The sequence below is a fragment of the Nocardioides sp. CF8 genome (assembly GCF_000389985.1).
GTDB lineage: Bacteria > Actinomycetota > Actinomycetes > Propionibacteriales > Nocardioidaceae > Nocardioides > Nocardioides allogilvus.
On record NZ_CM001852.1, the window covers coordinates 1,318,510 to 1,332,859 of the forward strand.

The window sequence follows — 14,350 nt, forward strand, 5'->3', positions numbered from 1 at the left end:
GTCATGAGCGCGCTAGCGGTCGCGGCCACCGTCACCGACCCCGAGATGCCGATGCTGACCCTCGTCGACCTCGGCGTGCTGCGCGACGTCGCCGAGGACGGCGAGCACGTCACGGTCACCATCACGCCGACCTATTCCGGCTGCCCGGCGATGGCGACGATGCGGGACGACCTACGCCATGCCTTGCACACCGCCGGCTATGCCGACGTCGACGTGCGGGTCAGCCTCAGCCCCGCGTGGTCCAGCGACTGGATCACCGAGCGCGGGCGACGCAAGCTGAAGGCCCACGGGCTCTCCGCGCCCGGCCCGGCGCCCACGGGCCCGATCCCGCTGACCCTCGTTCCGACCCGGCGGGCGATCGACTGCCCACGCTGCGGCAGTGCGGCCGTCCGGCTCACCTCCGAGTTCGGACCCACCGCCTGCAAGGCGCTCTACCAGTGCACTGACTGCCTCGAGCCGTTCGAGCACGTGAAGGAGATCTGAGGATGGCGCGCGGCACCTTCCACCCGCTCACCGTCGCCAAGGTCGAGCCCCTGACCGACGACTCGGCGGCCATCACCTTCGACGTGCCCGACGGCTTGGGCGATGAGTTCGACTTCGACGCCGGCCAGTCGCTCACGCTGCGGCGCATGATCGACGGCACCGAGCACCGACGCTCCTACTCCATCTGCGCTCCGGCGGGAGCGGCCCCGCGCATCGGCGTACGCGAGATCCCGGAGGGATTGTTCTCCCGCTGGCTGATCCGCGACGTGAAGCCGGGCGACGTGATCGAGGTGCAGACGCCGAGCGGCTCGTTCGCCGCGAGCGAGGACCTGCCCGGGCGCCACCTCTGCATCGCCGCCGGCTCGGGCATCACGCCGATGCTCTCGATCGCCTCGACCGTCCTGCGCAACCCCGATTCCCAGGTGACCTTGCTGTACGGCAACCGGCACACCAACACCGTGATGTTCGCCGAGGAGCTGGCGGACCTGAAGAACCGCTACCGCCACCGGCTCGAGCTCGTGCACGTGCTGTCGCGCGAGCCGCGCGACGTGGAGCTGTTCTCCGGCCGGCTCGACGCCGACCGGCTGCGGCGGCTGCTGACCACGCTGGTGCCGGTCGGGGGAGTGGACCACGTCTGGCTGTGCGGTCCCTTCGGGTTGATCGCCGATGCGCGCGAGGTGCTCGCCGAGCTCGGCGTCCCGGCCGAGCGCGTGCACTTCGAGCTGTTCTACGTCGACGAGCCGCCGCCCGAGCTCGAGCGGCTCGAACCCGTCGCGGAGGGCGACGTCAGCGACGTGACGATCTCCCTCGACGCTCGCACCACGACCGCGCCGATGCCGTGCGGGTCGACGATCCTCGACGGCGCCGCCGCGACGCGCAACGACCTGCCCTTCGCCTGCAAGGGCGGCGTGTGCGGCACCTGCCGGGCCAAGCTCGTCAGCGGCGAGGTGGACATGCGCCGCAACTACGCCCTCGACGACGACGAGGTCGCGCGCGGCTACGTCCTGACCTGCCAGACGTTCCCGGTCTCCGACGAGGTCAGTGTCGACTTCGACGCGTGAGCCCGTCGAAGGCGATCCCGGTGATCGCGTCGGCGAGCACCTCGGCGGCGACCTCGCCGTCCGGGTGGAACCACTCGACCAGGCCGTTCACCATCCCGAAGAGCAGCCGGCTGATCAGCTCCGGATCGATGTCGGTGCGCAGGCTGCCTTCGCGTACGGCGTCGCGCACCAGCTCGGCGAGCGCGTCGTCGATGGCCCGGCGCCGGTCGAGGGCGGCCTGCTCCACCTCGCTGTTGCCGCGGGCGCGCAGCAGCAGGGTCACCGCCGGGAGGTGATCGACCAGGATCTCGACCGAGGAGCGGATCGCGGTCCGCAGGCGGGCCTCAGCCGGTCGCTCGCTGGTGGCCGCGATGGCGGTCACGGTGCTGCTCAGCGCGTCCAGCGCCTCGTCGAGACCGGAGGCGAGGAGGTGCTCCTTGCTCGGCACGTGGTGGTAGATCGCCGACTTGGTCAGGCCGAGCTCGCGGGCGAGGTCGCCCATGCTGGTCGCGTCGTAGCCCTGCCGGTTGAAGAGGTCGATCGCGCGTCGGAGCACGGTCTCCTGGTCGTAGCCGGGCCGCCCGCGCCGTACCGCATCGGTCATGGGCTCAGCCTCGCACGCCCGCGTGTGCGGGGGTGCACGCTTTCAGATGGTGGGGAGGTAGTATGGGCACCGCCTTCGTCGCTCGATCAACCCGATCAGGTGACGGAGCCCCGGCTCATCCGGTGCCGCACGTGGCGCTCTGTCACGAGGCCCGAAGCGTCGCCCCGGGTCTCCTGCGACGCAGGTAGTGCTTGCCCGCCGTGGGGCGTGGCGAGCATCTCGAGGAGGAATTGAGTGGCTCAGCGAAGCCGACGCACATCCACCGCACGTCGCGGGGGCACCAAGGTGATCCGCAAGGACAACGAGGGCATCATCCCGGTGCTCGCGCGCTCCGTCCGTGAGGTCGAGCAGGCCGCCGAGCGCGGCAAGGTCGCCCCCCACGGCCGCGCGACCTTCCAGGTCGTGGCACTGCTGGTGCGCGACGAGCGCAACCGCCTCAACGCCGACACCGAGATCGGCGAGGCGCGCAAGGCCGAGCAGCTCAAGCGGCTCGACGGGATCGCCACGATCCTGGCCAAGACCGCGGCGCGCGACACCTCGCTGCTGCAGCTGCTGGCCGAGGACGCCGAGATCTCCGAGGGCGCCCGCGCCCTCAAGCGCCAGATGCTCAAGTCGGGCGGCATGGACGTCCCCGAGGAGGTCGAGCCGCCCAAGCCCGAGACGGCCGCGACCACGACCGGTCGCCGGGTCACCCCGCAGTCCGTGATCTCCCGCCAGCTCGCCAACCCGTTCCTGGTCCCCGACTTCTCGGCCGCCGACGCACGCCGCGTCGAGGCGCGCCGCCTCGCCAACTGGGAGCTGCTCGAGCCGCTCTTCAAGTCCTTCGAGTACGTCGGGGGCGGGGCCGCCGCCTGCATGAGGTTGCCCGACCCGGTGACCGTGCCCGGCGTGCCGCTCATGGCCCACCAGGCCCAGCTCGTGGCCGCCGCCGCAACCGGCCACCGCACCTTCCTGCTCGCCGACGAGCCCGGCCTGGGCAAGACCGCCCAGGCACTGCTCGCTGCGCAGGCCGCCCACGCCTGGCCGCTGCTCGTCGTCGTACCCAACGTCGTCAAGGCCAACTGGGCCCACGAGGTCAGCCTCTGGACGCCCAACCGCTCCGTCACCGTGATCCACGGCGACGGCGAGGAGATGGACGGCTTCGCCGACATCGTGGTCGTCAACTACGAGGTCCTCGACCGCCACGTCGGCTGGCTCGGCAACCACGGCTTCCGCGGCATGGTCGTCGACGAGGCCCACTTCATCAAGAACAAGTCCTCGCAGCGCTCGCAGCACGTCCTCGAGCTCTCGCAGCGCATCCGCACCCGCATCGCGCGGCCGCTGCTGATGGCACTGACCGGCACCCCGCTGATCAACGACATCGAGGACTTCCGCGCGATCTGGCAGTTCCTCGGCTGGATCGACGACCACAAGCCGCTGGCCGAGCTGATGAACAAGCTCGAGGACACCGGGCTGATGCCGGGTGAACCGGGGTTCTACCCCAACGCGCGACGTTCCGTGATCGAGATGGGCATCGTCCGTCGCAAGAAGATCGACGTCGCCGCCGACATCCCCGCCCGCCGCGTGGCCGACCTCCCGGTCGAGCTCGAGGGTGCCGAGGGTCGCTCCATCCGCGACGCCGAGCGCGAGCTCTCGCGTCGCCTCGTGAAGCGCTACGACGCGGCTCTCGAGGCCCGCACCACCAACGTCGTGTTCGACGGCATCGACACCGAGCTCGTGCGCCGCGTCGCCAAGTGGGAGCGCGAGGACATGGAGTCGGCCAAGGACGGCGAGAACGTCTTCTCGATGATGCGCCGGATCGGCCAGGCCAAGGCCGGTCTCGCCGCCGACTACACCGCCCAGCTGGCGCGCAACGTCGGCAAGGTCGTCTTCTTCGCCAAGCACATCGACGTCATGGACGAGGCGCAGGCGAGCTTCGCCAAGCGCGGGATCAACTTCGTCTCCATCCGTGGCGACCAGACCGCCAAGGCCCGCGCCGCGGCCATCGAGTCGTTCACCAACGATCCCGAGACCTCGATCATCGTCTGCTCGCTCACCGCTGCCGGTGTCGGCCTGAACCTCCAGGTCGCCTCCAACATGGTGCTCGCGGAGCTGTCGTGGACCGACGCCGAGCAGACCCAGGCGATCGACCGGATCCACCGCATCGGTCAGTCCGAGCCGGTCACCGCGTGGCGGATCATCGCCGCGCAGACGATCGACTCCAAGATCGCCGAGCTGATCGACTCCAAGGCCGGACTCGCCGCCCGGGCGCTCGACGGCGCCGACGAGATCGCCTCGTCCGTCGACGTACAGCTCGAAGCGCTGGTCGGCCTGCTCACCGACGCCCTCGACGCCCGCGGCGGTCGCTGAGCCTCAGCCCATCAGCTTCCGCGCGAGCGGGAGGGGCAGGTGCTCGAGCGCGAACCCGACGGGCACCCACGGCCAGCTCGGGACACGGGCCGACGCCTTCTGCTTCTCGATCGCCGAGACCATGGCGCGCACGCCCTTCTCGGTCGAGGCGACGAGGGGAGTGGTCTTCGAGGTGGCACTCATCTCGGAGACGATGTAGCCCGGGTAGAGCACCGTCACCTTGATCGGGGTGCCCAGCACGTCGGCGCGGAAGCCCTCGGCCAGGTGCGCGACGGCGGCCTTCGTGGCGGCGTACGTGGTGATGTTCTTCGGCATCCCGCGCAGGGCGGAGATCGAGGAGATCATCACCAGCTGGCCGGCGTTCTGCTCGCGGAAGATCTTCGCCGCCGCCTCGGTCTGGGCGAGCGCGCCGATGAAGTTGGTCTGCGCGGTCTCGAGGTTGGCGTCGAATCGGCCGGTGCCGAGGGGCTGGCCCTTGCCGAGTCCGGCGTTGACGACGATCTTGTCGAGGGTGCCGAACTCCGCCTTGAACTCGTCGAAGACCCGGAAGACGGCGTCGTGGTCGTTGACGTCGAGCGCCTTCACGGACACCTTGACGTCGGTCAGCGAGGCGGCCAGCTCCTCGAGCCGGTCGGTGCGGCGCGCGCACAGCGCGAGGTCGTAGCCGAGCGCGGCGAACTGGCGCGCCATCTCGGCGCCGAGTCCTGCGGAAGCGCCGGTGATCAAGACGGTGGGCATGCGGGGTCCTATCGGTAGGTCTGGTGGTCGGGGGAGAGGTGGGTGTGCTCGTTGTAGGCGAGCATCGTGGCGCCGCGGGCGCCGACGACGAAGCTGGTGACGGAGGCGTTGATCGTCACCTGGTTGAGGCGCAGCCACAGGTGCGCGCCGCCGTCGAGGCGGGCTGCGGCCGCCCACGCGATCGGGCCGCCGCTGGTGAAGACGACGGCCGTGGCCTTCGGTTCGAGCGCTGCGATGGCCCGGTCGAGAGCGGCGGAGACGCGGGTGGAGAAGTCGGCGAAGGACTCGTCGTAGTCGTCGTGCTCGCCGCCGGTCCAGCGGGACGTCGCGCCCTCGAACCAGCGCTGGAACGCGCGCGGGTCGGAGGTGATGTCCACGCCCTCGGGGGCCGGGTGGCGTTCGAGGACCTGGAGGTGGTCGAACTCGTCCCAGCCGTTGTCGACGGTGACCGGCAGGTCCCATCCGGCTCCGTCGCACACCCCGGCGGCCGTCTGCGAGTGCCGCTTCATCCCACCCGAGACCAGCACGTCGGGCGTGATGCCCTGCGCTGCGAGGGCGGCGCCGAGCGTACGCGCTTGGGAAGCGCCGAGGTCGGACAGCTGGTCGTAGTCGGCCGCACCCCACGACGCCTGGCCGTGCCGCACCAGGAGGATCCGGCTCACGTGAGAAGCTCCGCGATCCGGCGGTCCAGGATCTGCACGCCCGGTCCGAAGAGCGCGAACATCTCGTTGCTCGTCTGCTTGTGGAAGTAGCGGTAGTAGATCTGCTGGGCGATCACGGCGTTGCGGAACAGCCCGAACACCTCGTAGAACCGCCACTGCTCGGGCGTGAGCGTGAAGCCCATCCGCTCGCAGTAGGCCTGCACGAACTCCTCACGCGTGATCATCCCCGGCAGGTCGGTCGGCACCCGCTTGGTCAGCTTCAGCTCGTCGGAGTCGTCGGCCTGGATCCAGAAGGCCAGCGCCCCGCCGACGTCCATCAACGGGTCGCCGAGCGTGGCCATCTCCCAGTCCAGGACGCCGACGACCTTCGTCGGGTCGTCGTGGGAGAAGACGATGTTGTCGACCTTGAAGTCGTTGTGGATCACGCAGTTGGCGATGTCCTCGGGCTGGTTCGCGTCCAGCCAGGCCATCACCTCGGTGAACTCCGGGTTGTCCGGCGTGTGCGCGTTGCGGTAGCGCGTCGACCAGCCCTCGACCTGCCGCCGGACGTAGCCGGTGCCCTTCCCGAGATCACTCAGACCGGCTGCCGAGGCGTCGACGGTGTGCAGCTCGGCGTACACCTCGACGACGTTGAGGCACAGCTGCCGGGCCTGCTCGGGCGACAGCGGGACGTCGGCGGGCCAGGTGCTGCGCGGGATCAGGCCGTCGATGCGGCCCATGGCGTAGAAGTCGCCGCCGATGACCGAAGAGTCGTCGCAGAAGCCGACCATCGGGGCGACGTAGGGGAAGACCGGCGCGAGCGCCGACTGGATCGTGAACTCGCGGCGCATGTCGTGCGCGCCCTTGGCCTTCGTCCCCTGCGGTGCGCGGCGCAGGATCAGCTCGCGCCCGGGGACCCGCAGCAGGTAGGTCAGGTTGGAGGCCCCGCCCGAGAACTGGCGGACCTCCTCGATCGGTCCCTCGACACCTTGCGCCTTCAGCCACTGCGCGACCGCGTCGACGTCGAAGGCGTCCTCGTCGCGTACGGCAGAGGTCATGACAGCTCCTCCAGTCGCGCGGCCTGGTGCCTCATCACTTCGTCGTACGCCGGTCGGTCGGCCCACTTCAGGAAGTAGGCCTGGCGAGCTGCCTCGTCGGGGACGATCACGTCCTCACCGGCATCCATGCCCGCCAGGACGGCCGAGGCGATGTCGTCCGCGCTCACCTTCGAGGTGGCCACGAGGTTGCCGATCACCTTGCCGACCGCCTCATCGGCGCCCTGCATGGAGTCGACGAGGTTGGTCCGGAAGTAGGACGGGCACACAGCGCTTGCCTTGACCCCGAACCCGGCGAGCTCGTGCCCGCAAGTCTCGGTGAACGCCACGACCGCGGCCTTGACCGCGTTGTAGGAGCCCATCCCACCCGGGTGCACCAGGCCGGCGAGCGAGGCGACGTTGACGATGTGGCCGGAGCGCTGGGCCTTGAGCATCGGCGTGAAGGTCTGCACGCCGCGGACCACCCCGAAGAGGTTGATCTCGGTGATCCAGCGCCAGTCGTCGATCGAGCACAGCTCGATCCGGCCGCCACCGGCGACGCCGGCGTTGTTGACCAGCACGTCGAGCCCGCCCCAGCGCTCCTCGACGGTCGTCCTGGCAGCAGCCCAGTCGTCGTCGGAGGTGATGTCGAGGACGAGGTCGATGCCGTCGCCGGTCACCCGGTCGGTGGCGAGCACCTCGTCGCCGCGAGCGCGGAACGCGGCGGTGAGCGCGGCACCGAGGCCGGACGCGGCGCCGGTGACCAGGACCCGCCGGCTCATCGGGTCTTGCCCAGCTCGATCTTGGCGATCACGTTGCGGTGCACCTCGTCGGGGCCGTCGGCCAGGCGCAGCGAGCGGGCTCCGACGTACGCCCCCGCAAGCGGGAAGTCGTCGGTCATGCCGCCGCCGCCGTGCAGCTGGATCGCCATGTCGATGACGTCGAGGGCCATGTTGGGCACCTCGACCTTGATCTCGCTGACGGCCGACAGTGCGGCCATCGACATCCCCTGGTCGAGCAGCCAGGCGGCGTGCATGACGAGGAGGCGCGAGCGGTTGATCGCGATCCGGGCGTCGGCGATGCGCTCGCGGTTGCCGCCGAGGTTGGCCAGCGGCTTGCCGAAGGCGGTGCGGCTCGTCGCCCGGGCGCAGGCGAGCTCGAGGGCGCGCTCGGCGAGGCCGACGGCGCGCATGCAGTGGTGGACGCGGCCGGGGCCGAGGCGGCCCTGGGCGATCTCGAACGCGCGGCCCTCACCGAGCAGGATGTTGGCGACCGGCACCCGCACGTTGTCGAAGGACACCTCGCCGTGGCCGAGCGGCTCGTCGTAGTAGCCCATCGTGCTGAGCATCCGCTCGACCTTGACGCCCGGAGCATCGCGAGGGACCAGCACCATCGTGTGCCGCGAGTGCCGGTCTGCGTCGGGGTTGGTCAGGCCCATGAAGACCAGGACCTTGCACTCCGGGTTGCCGATGCCGGTGGAGAACCACTTGCGTCCGTTGATGACGACCTCGTCGCCGTCGACGACCGCGGTGGCCTCCATGTTGGTCGCGTCGGAGGACGCGACGTCGGGCTCGGTCATGCAGAAGGCGCTGCGGATCTCCGCGCGCAGCAGTGGCTCGAGCCACTGCTTCTTCTGCTCGTCGGTGCCGTAGCGCAGCAGCACCTCCATGTTGCCGGTGTCGGGAGCGTTCGAGTTGAAGACCAGCGGGGCGAGGAACGACCTCCCCATCACCTCGGCGAGCGGTGCGTAGTCGACGTTGCTCAGTCCCTCGCCGCCGTCGGTGCCGAAGTCAGCGGCGTACGACCCGGCGTGCTCCGCAGGCAGGAAGAGGTTCCACAACCCCTGCTCGCGGGCCTTCGCCTGCAGCTCCTTGATCCGCGGGTCCGGCGTCCAGTTGTCGCCCCCACTCTCGCGCGCCTGCGTGATCCGCTGGTGCATGTCGGCCTCGAGCGGCTCGATCTCGGTGTCCAGGAAGGCGCGCACCCGGGACTGCAGGTCCGCTGCGCGCGGGGAGAGGGAGAAGTCCATGGGTTGACCATAACCACACTGTTGAGCAATGCTCAATAGCGTGTCCGATCCTGTACGTCGACGGCTGAGCGCCGACGACCGCCGCCGCCAGCTCGTGGGGATCGGGCTGAGCCGGATCATCGACACCCCCATCCAGGACCTGTCGCTCGACCAGGTCGCGGCCGAGGCCGGCATCTCGCGGGGACTGCTGTTCCACTACTTCCCGACCAAGACCGACTTCTACCTCGCCTGCATCGCCGCGGCCGGGCGGCGGATCCTGCGCAACACGGCCCCCTCCGAGTCGGACCCGGGGGAGGTCCAGGTGCGCACCATGGTCACCGCGATGATCGAGCAGATCGACCGGCGCCGGGCGTTCTACCTCACGCTCGTGCACGGCAGCGGTGTCGCCGACCCCCGGTTGGCCGACGTGCACGAGAGCGTCCGCTCCGTCTCCACCGACCGGGTGGTCCGGGCGCTCGGCCTGGCTCCAGGCCTGCAACCCGTCGTGCATGCCTGGTGGGCGTACGTCGAGGACCGAGCGCTCACGTGGAGCGGCGTTGCCTCGGCTGAGCGCACCGAGACCCTCGGCGAGCTCGTGGCGCACTGTGAGCGCGCGCTCGCTGCGCTGTGCGGTCGGTCGAGCTGACCGCAACAACTGATAACCCTGCTGCCGCGAACCAGGCCAGCAGGCCCACGCCGGCACCAGCACGGTCACCATAAACTGGCCCGGTGACCCCGGAAGAGGTCGGCCGCTACGCGGAGTCGCTCCCGCAGGTCAAGCGCAAGGGAACCGAGTCGCGGCCGGCGTGGTACGTCCACGACCGCTTGGTCGTGCGTCTTCACGACGCCAACACGCTCGTGATCCGGGTCCCGCTGAGCCAGCGTGAGGCTCTCCTCGACAGCCACCCGGACACCTTCGGCGTGCCGCCTCGCATGGAGGCACACCACAAGGTCGAGGCCTATCTGGAACAAGCATCAACACCCGCGGTGTGCCGGGCCATCGAGCTCGCGTGGGAGATGCAGCACCGCTGACTCGATAGCGTGCTGCGCATGCCCATCACCCTCGAGAACGTCGGGATCGCCGTACGCGACATCGACGCTGCGATCGCCTTCTTCACCGACCTCGGCCTCACCGTGCTGGGCCGCGACACGGTCAGCGGGGAGTGGGCCGACACCGCCGTCGGCCTCGACGGCAACCACGCCAAGATCGCCATGCTCCAGACGCCGGACGGCAACGGTCGTCTCGAGCTCTTCGAGTACATCCATCCCGACGCGATCGAGACGGAGCCCACCCTGCCCCACGAGATCGGTATGCACCGCGTGGCCTTCTCGGTCGACGACCTCGACGAGGCCCTCGCGATCGCCGCGCGGCACGACTGCCATCCGTTGCGAGGAGTGGCGATCTATGGCGACGTCTACAAGCTCACCTATCTCCGTGGTCCGAGCGGCATCCTCGTCATGCTCGCCCAGGACCTGACGAGGAATAGCCCTCCACCGACAACGCCGCGTCGCTGAGGTAGATCTCGACGCCCTCCGGCGCGCTCAGCATGACCTCGGCGTCGTCGTCGCTGAGCCGCCTCGTGCCGGACCGGTCGACGAGGTAGGTCAGGTTGTTCGGCGTCTGCCAGAGATGGCGACCGGGACTCGCGACCCGGCAGCGATAGCCGCCGTGGGTCTTCCAACGATGGTGGCGTCTTCGCAGTGGCCCGGAGTTGTGCGGTCCGGTCTGGCCCGGCGGCCCGGTCGGGTCGTACGGCGACGAGTGGTCGAAGTCGACATCGGACCGGGTGGCCGTGCGGGGCGAGAAGGGGAAGACGTCGCCGCCGGCGAGTGACCAGACGTGGTCCTTGACGGCCTCGGAGTGCTCGTAGGCGTCGGACCTGGGGCGCGTCGACAGGTCGAGGACCGGAGTGACGGTCACGTCGGCGTGGCCCAGGACCTCGGCCAGCTGAGCCACGTCGATCGGGCCGACGCCCTCGATCCGCGCGACGCCGCGGCCCGACCGCAGGGCCGCGTCGGTGAGGTGCACGAACAGCCGACCGCGCCCGCGCAACGAGGCGAGACGCCTGGCGGGCAGGGCGCACAGCCGCTCGACCGTGTCGCGCGTGTGGTCGGGCGCCCATGCAGGCTGCTCGGCCGGGTCTGCACCCGGATCGGAATCCCTGTGCTCGAGCAGCAGCCTGAGCAGGTCGACCGGGCGGGCCAGCCAGCCCATCGCCAGCGAGCGGAGCTCGTCGTGGTTGTGGTCATGTCCCTGGGTCAGCGCAAGGATGTCGGCCACGTGGTCGACCATCGCGTCGATCCAGACGGCGTCGCCGGCGGTGACCCGGGCGATGATGCAGCGGTAGCCGAACTCGTCGGCCCGGGAGATCGAGACGTAGCGCTCGTGCCGCGACCGCTCGCGCTCCCCGGCATGGGTCTCCGGGTCGGCCTCGATCACCTTCGCCCGGGCGATCTCCAGCACGGTCGATGGTGCGTGGCCCGCGATCGCCCGGGCCACCGCACGATCGACGAGGCCGACGGCGTCGAGCAGCAGCCCGCGCGAGATGACCGCGACCTTGCGCGCGACCCACGGCTCGCAGGCACCGGCAGCCACGATCGCCCACGTGCGGGGGAGACGGTGCTGGAGGTCGAGCGCGTCGGCGATCAATGCGCGCGTCGTGGCGGGATGAGTCTCGCGGGCCATGGCGAGCTCGGGGACGGCGAGCTCGCGCACGGACGGCGTGCCGTCGCCGCCAGGAGTCGTCATGGGATCGCGCCCGTCGCGCGGGTGACCTGAACGGACTGCCCACTGCGCGGCGCGCACCAGCTCGGCGACCTCGGCCAGGCGGCGGGCGCGAAGATCGGCCGCTGCTGCCTCGAGGAAGTCCCGGTCCGACTGCTCATCACCGGCTGCCCGTGCGTCCGTCAGCGCCGCCGGAGCGGCGGTCTGGGGCGGAATGGGCGGGGCCATGTCCCATTGTCGCTCGAACAAATGTTCGAGTCAAGAGGTGTGCGTGACGCCGCTAAGGTCGCACGCATGCACACACGCACCCTCGGCAAGCACCAGGTCGGCGCGATCGGACTCGGCCTGATGACCTTCGACCAGAGCGGCACCCAGCCGCGCGAGCAGCTGCTCGACACCGTCCGCGCAGCGTTGGACGCGGGCATCACCCTCCTCGACACCGCGGACGCCTACGGGCCCGGTGACGAGCGCGGCGTCGACGCCCAGGGCGAGAACGAGCGGCTGATCGCATCCCTCCTCGACGAGCTGGGCGTGCGGGACCGGGTGCTGCTGGCGACCAAGGGCGGTCACGTCCGCACCGAGGGTGGCGGCTGGGCCCTCGACAGCCGACCGGAGCATCTCAGGAGCGCCGTCGACGCCAGCCTCGCTCGCCTCGGCGTCGAGCAGATCGAGCTGTGGCAGCACCACCGGCCGGATCCCGAGGTGCCCTACGACGAGGTCATCGGCACGCTGCACGAGATCGCGGGCAGCGGCAAGGTCGCCATGATCGGGCTGTCCAACGCGGACCCCGACCAGATCCGGGCGGCCCACGCCGTGCTCGGCGCCTCACTGGTGAGCGTGCAGAACCAGTTCAGCCCTCGGTTCCGCAGCAGCCGCCCGGAGATCGACGTCTGCGAGGAGCTCGGCCTGGCCTTCCTGCCCTGGAGCCCGCTGGGCGGACTGGGGGACGCGAAGGAGTTGGCGGACCAGCACCCGGCCTTCGCCCAGGTCGCGCAGGACCGTCAGGTCAGCGCCCAGCAGGTCGCGCTCGCGTGGGAGCTGGCGCAGTCGCCGTGCGTGATCCCGATCCCTGGCGCCAAGCGACCCACCTCGGTGCGCGACTCCGCGCAGGCGGCCGACCTGGTGCTGAGCGACGAGGAGCTGGCCAGCCTCAGCGGCGACGCTTCCGCTTCTTGACGGCCTTGGTCACGATCGCGAACTTCTTGTTCTCGTCGATCGCCCGGCCGTGGCAGGCGAAGTTGGTGCCCTTGTTGCACCGGAAGCGGGTCGAGACGTTGGCGATCGAGACCGTCACCGCGGCGACCTTCGCCGAGCTGAACGGAACGAGTGCCTGAGCCCGGCCGCGCCGGTTGAAGCGCATCTTGCGGGTGCCGATCGTGCCGTCGGTCCGGTGGAGCACGAGGCGGGCAGCAGGACTGGTGGCGCGGCCGGGGCCGCGGACGATGACGCGCAGCCGCCACTTCTTGCCACCCAGGTCGGCGCCGGGACGCACGTGCATCGCGTCGGCCGAGAGGTGGTCGAGCTTGGCGCGCTGCGTGTGCCTCTTGTCGGCGCGCGTCAGCGTGACGTCGGCGAGCACGGACGGCGCGGCATACTCCGGCGCTCCGGCCGCCTCGGGGTAGGTGCTCGTGGGGTGGGTGTTCGCGGCCGCGAAGTCGGCGTACACGTCGGTGAAGGACTTCTTCTTCTTGCGCAGCACCGACGCGATCGCGTCGGTCGAGTAGCGACCGCCGTCGCGGCGCAGGCTGCCGGCCGACTCCCACGCCTTTTTCACGAACTTCGTGCCGAAGCGCGAAGTGAGGTATTCCCAGAAGATCCAGTTGCCGTACTGGAAGCCGTAGGTCGAGCTGAACGCGTCGAGGGGGACGAACGCTGCCTGCAGCTGGCTGTAGCGGAGGTACTGCCGGTTGTCGTTGATGTGGTCGGCGACCTGCTCCTCCATCCAGGTGGCCGTGGACTCGAGCATCCACGGGTCCTCGTTGTAGTCGTAGGAGTACTGCACCGCGTGGAAGAACTCGTGGGCGGCGGTCACCGTGAGGTTGTTCTCGGGCGTCTGGCTCGGGAACTGCGAAGCGGCGTAGTCGTTGTCGAGGACGCAGAAGCCGCTGGCCGTGCGGCCCTTCTTGCGGAACTCGGCCGCGCAGTAGCCGTAGAGGCCGGCGCCGAGGTCCTTGAGGTAGACGTCGAGCTTGCCGTCGCCCCCGGCGTTGCCGTCGCTGCGCGGCGCGCGGTAGCCGAGCTGGGTGACCTCGCGTTCGTAGACGGCCTCCATCGTGGCCAGGCTCAGCGCGACCCAGTCGACACTGGGCGGCGCGTCCGCGGTCGTCGGGACGTAGTGCACGCACACATGGGCGCCGCACTGCTTCTCCGACGGCACCGTGTAGCCGTTGCCGAACGGGTCGGCGGAGCCGTCGGTCGGCCGGGCGAGCAGGGCGTTGGCCTCGACCGCCTCCGAACCGCTGAGGTCGGGGCGCGCGACCCACAGGTCACGCAGCGCGATCGTCGCCGAGGGATCGGTCGGGCGGGCGTCGCCGGCCAGCACGCGTCCGGCGGTGTCGAGGGCGCTCAGCGCGACCCTCGCATGGGGATCGGGCGGCAGCATCGTGTCGTCGGCACTCGCCACGGGCATCGCACCGGGCAGGGGTGAGAGCAGCAGCCCCACCAGCACGGCAAGCATGGTTGACCTACGCACGCAGAACATCCCCTTCATCGCTGACCCCAGTTCGCG

The 14,350-nt window shown here is 70.3% G+C and carries 15 protein-coding genes; 7 read left to right on the forward strand and 8 right to left on the reverse strand.

Annotated features, from left to right (window positions below; genetic code table 11):
- Nucleotides 1-3: 3 nt before the first annotated feature.
- Both paaD and paaE read left to right on the forward strand, forming a co-directional pair.
- Entirely contained in the window at nt 4-483 is a 480-nt protein-coding gene (gene paaD / locus CF8_RS06475) for a 1,2-phenylacetyl-CoA epoxidase subunit PaaD (protein WP_010832328.1), read from the forward strand.
- 2 nt (nt 484-485) lie between these two features.
- Nucleotides 486-1,544: a 1,2-phenylacetyl-CoA epoxidase subunit PaaE gene (paaE, locus tag CF8_RS06480; protein WP_010832329.1), complete on the forward strand. Its 1,059-nt coding sequence runs from the start codon at nt 486-488 to the stop codon at nt 1,542-1,544.
- Here the strand turns inward: paaE and CF8_RS06485 are convergent.
- Complete coding sequence (locus tag CF8_RS06485) at nt 1,522-2,127, reverse strand: TetR/AcrR family transcriptional regulator (RefSeq protein ID WP_010832330.1); 606 nt, start codon at nt 2,125-2,127, stop codon at nt 1,522-1,524. The genes paaE and CF8_RS06485 overlap by 23 nt on opposite strands.
- A gap of 234 nt (nt 2,128-2,361) precedes the next feature.
- Here CF8_RS06485 and CF8_RS06490 point away from each other — a divergent pair, with 234 nt between their 5' ends.
- Complete coding sequence (locus CF8_RS06490) at nt 2,362-4,476, forward strand: DEAD/DEAH box helicase (protein ID WP_036490422.1); 2,115 nt, start codon at nt 2,362-2,364, stop codon at nt 4,474-4,476.
- 3 nt (nt 4,477-4,479) lie between these two features.
- Here CF8_RS06490 and CF8_RS06495 read toward each other — a convergent pair whose 3' ends face one another.
- The 5 genes from CF8_RS06495 to CF8_RS06515 are packed head-to-tail and all read right to left on the reverse strand — an operon-like array spanning nt 4,480 to nt 8,918.
- On the reverse strand, nt 4,480-5,214 hold the full coding sequence (locus tag CF8_RS06495) for an SDR family oxidoreductase (protein ID WP_010832332.1): 735 nt from the start codon (nt 5,212-5,214) through the stop codon (nt 4,480-4,482).
- An 8-nt stretch (nt 5,215-5,222) separates the two neighbouring features.
- On the reverse strand, nt 5,223-5,876 hold the full coding sequence (locus CF8_RS06500) for a histidine phosphatase family protein (protein WP_010832333.1): 654 nt from the start codon (nt 5,874-5,876) through the stop codon (nt 5,223-5,225).
- The gene (locus CF8_RS06505) at nt 5,873-6,913 is read right to left on the reverse strand and encodes a phosphotransferase family protein (protein WP_010832334.1); all 1,041 of its coding nucleotides are present in this window, start codon (nt 6,911-6,913) and stop codon (nt 5,873-5,875) included. The genes CF8_RS06500 and CF8_RS06505 overlap by 4 nt, the downstream gene beginning before the upstream one ends.
- Complete coding sequence (locus CF8_RS06510) at nt 6,910-7,671, reverse strand: SDR family NAD(P)-dependent oxidoreductase (protein WP_010832335.1); 762 nt, start codon at nt 7,669-7,671, stop codon at nt 6,910-6,912. Before CF8_RS06510 ends, CF8_RS06505 begins: the two co-directional genes overlap by 4 nt.
- Nucleotides 7,668-8,918, reverse strand: coding sequence for an acyl-CoA dehydrogenase family protein (locus CF8_RS06515; RefSeq protein ID WP_010832336.1), 1,251 nt, complete (start codon nt 8,916-8,918; stop codon nt 7,668-7,670). Before CF8_RS06515 ends, CF8_RS06510 begins: the two co-directional genes overlap by 4 nt.
- A gap of 40 nt (nt 8,919-8,958) precedes the next feature.
- Here CF8_RS06515 and CF8_RS06520 point away from each other — a divergent pair, with 40 nt between their 5' ends.
- The 3 genes from CF8_RS06520 (at nt 8,959) to CF8_RS06530 (ending at nt 10,412) form a co-directional block, all read left to right on the forward strand.
- Entirely contained in the window at nt 8,959-9,543 is a 585-nt protein-coding gene (locus tag CF8_RS06520) for a TetR/AcrR family transcriptional regulator (RefSeq protein ID WP_010832337.1), read from the forward strand.
- 83 nt (nt 9,544-9,626) lie between these two features.
- Nucleotides 9,627-9,929 carry a hypothetical protein gene (locus CF8_RS06525; RefSeq protein ID WP_036490424.1) on the forward strand — a complete coding sequence of 101 codons (303 nt, stop codon included), beginning with the start codon at nt 9,627-9,629 and terminating at the stop codon, nt 9,927-9,929.
- 18 nt (nt 9,930-9,947) lie between these two features.
- Nucleotides 9,948-10,412: a VOC family protein gene (locus CF8_RS06530; RefSeq protein ID WP_036492374.1), complete on the forward strand. Its 465-nt coding sequence runs from the start codon at nt 9,948-9,950 to the stop codon at nt 10,410-10,412.
- Here CF8_RS06530 and CF8_RS06535 read toward each other — a convergent pair.
- A complete protein-coding gene (locus tag CF8_RS06535) occupies nt 10,354-11,850 on the reverse strand; it encodes a hypothetical protein (protein WP_010832339.1) in 1,497 nt (498 codons plus the stop codon). The two genes, CF8_RS06530 and CF8_RS06535, sit on opposite strands and share 59 nt — an antisense overlap.
- Nucleotides 11,851-11,916: 66 nt before the next feature.
- Here CF8_RS06535 and CF8_RS06540 point away from each other — a divergent pair, with 66 nt between their 5' ends.
- On the forward strand, nt 11,917-12,798 hold the full coding sequence (locus CF8_RS06540; protein ID WP_010832340.1) for an aldo/keto reductase: 882 nt from the start codon (nt 11,917-11,919) through the stop codon (nt 12,796-12,798).
- Here the strand turns inward: CF8_RS06540 and CF8_RS06545 are convergent.
- Nucleotides 12,773-14,299, reverse strand: a complete 1,527-nt coding sequence (locus CF8_RS06545) for an MXAN_6640 family putative metalloprotease (protein WP_010832341.1) — start codon at nt 14,297-14,299, stop codon at nt 12,773-12,775. The two genes, CF8_RS06540 and CF8_RS06545, sit on opposite strands and share 26 nt — an antisense overlap.
- Nucleotides 14,300-14,350 lie beyond the last annotated feature (51 nt).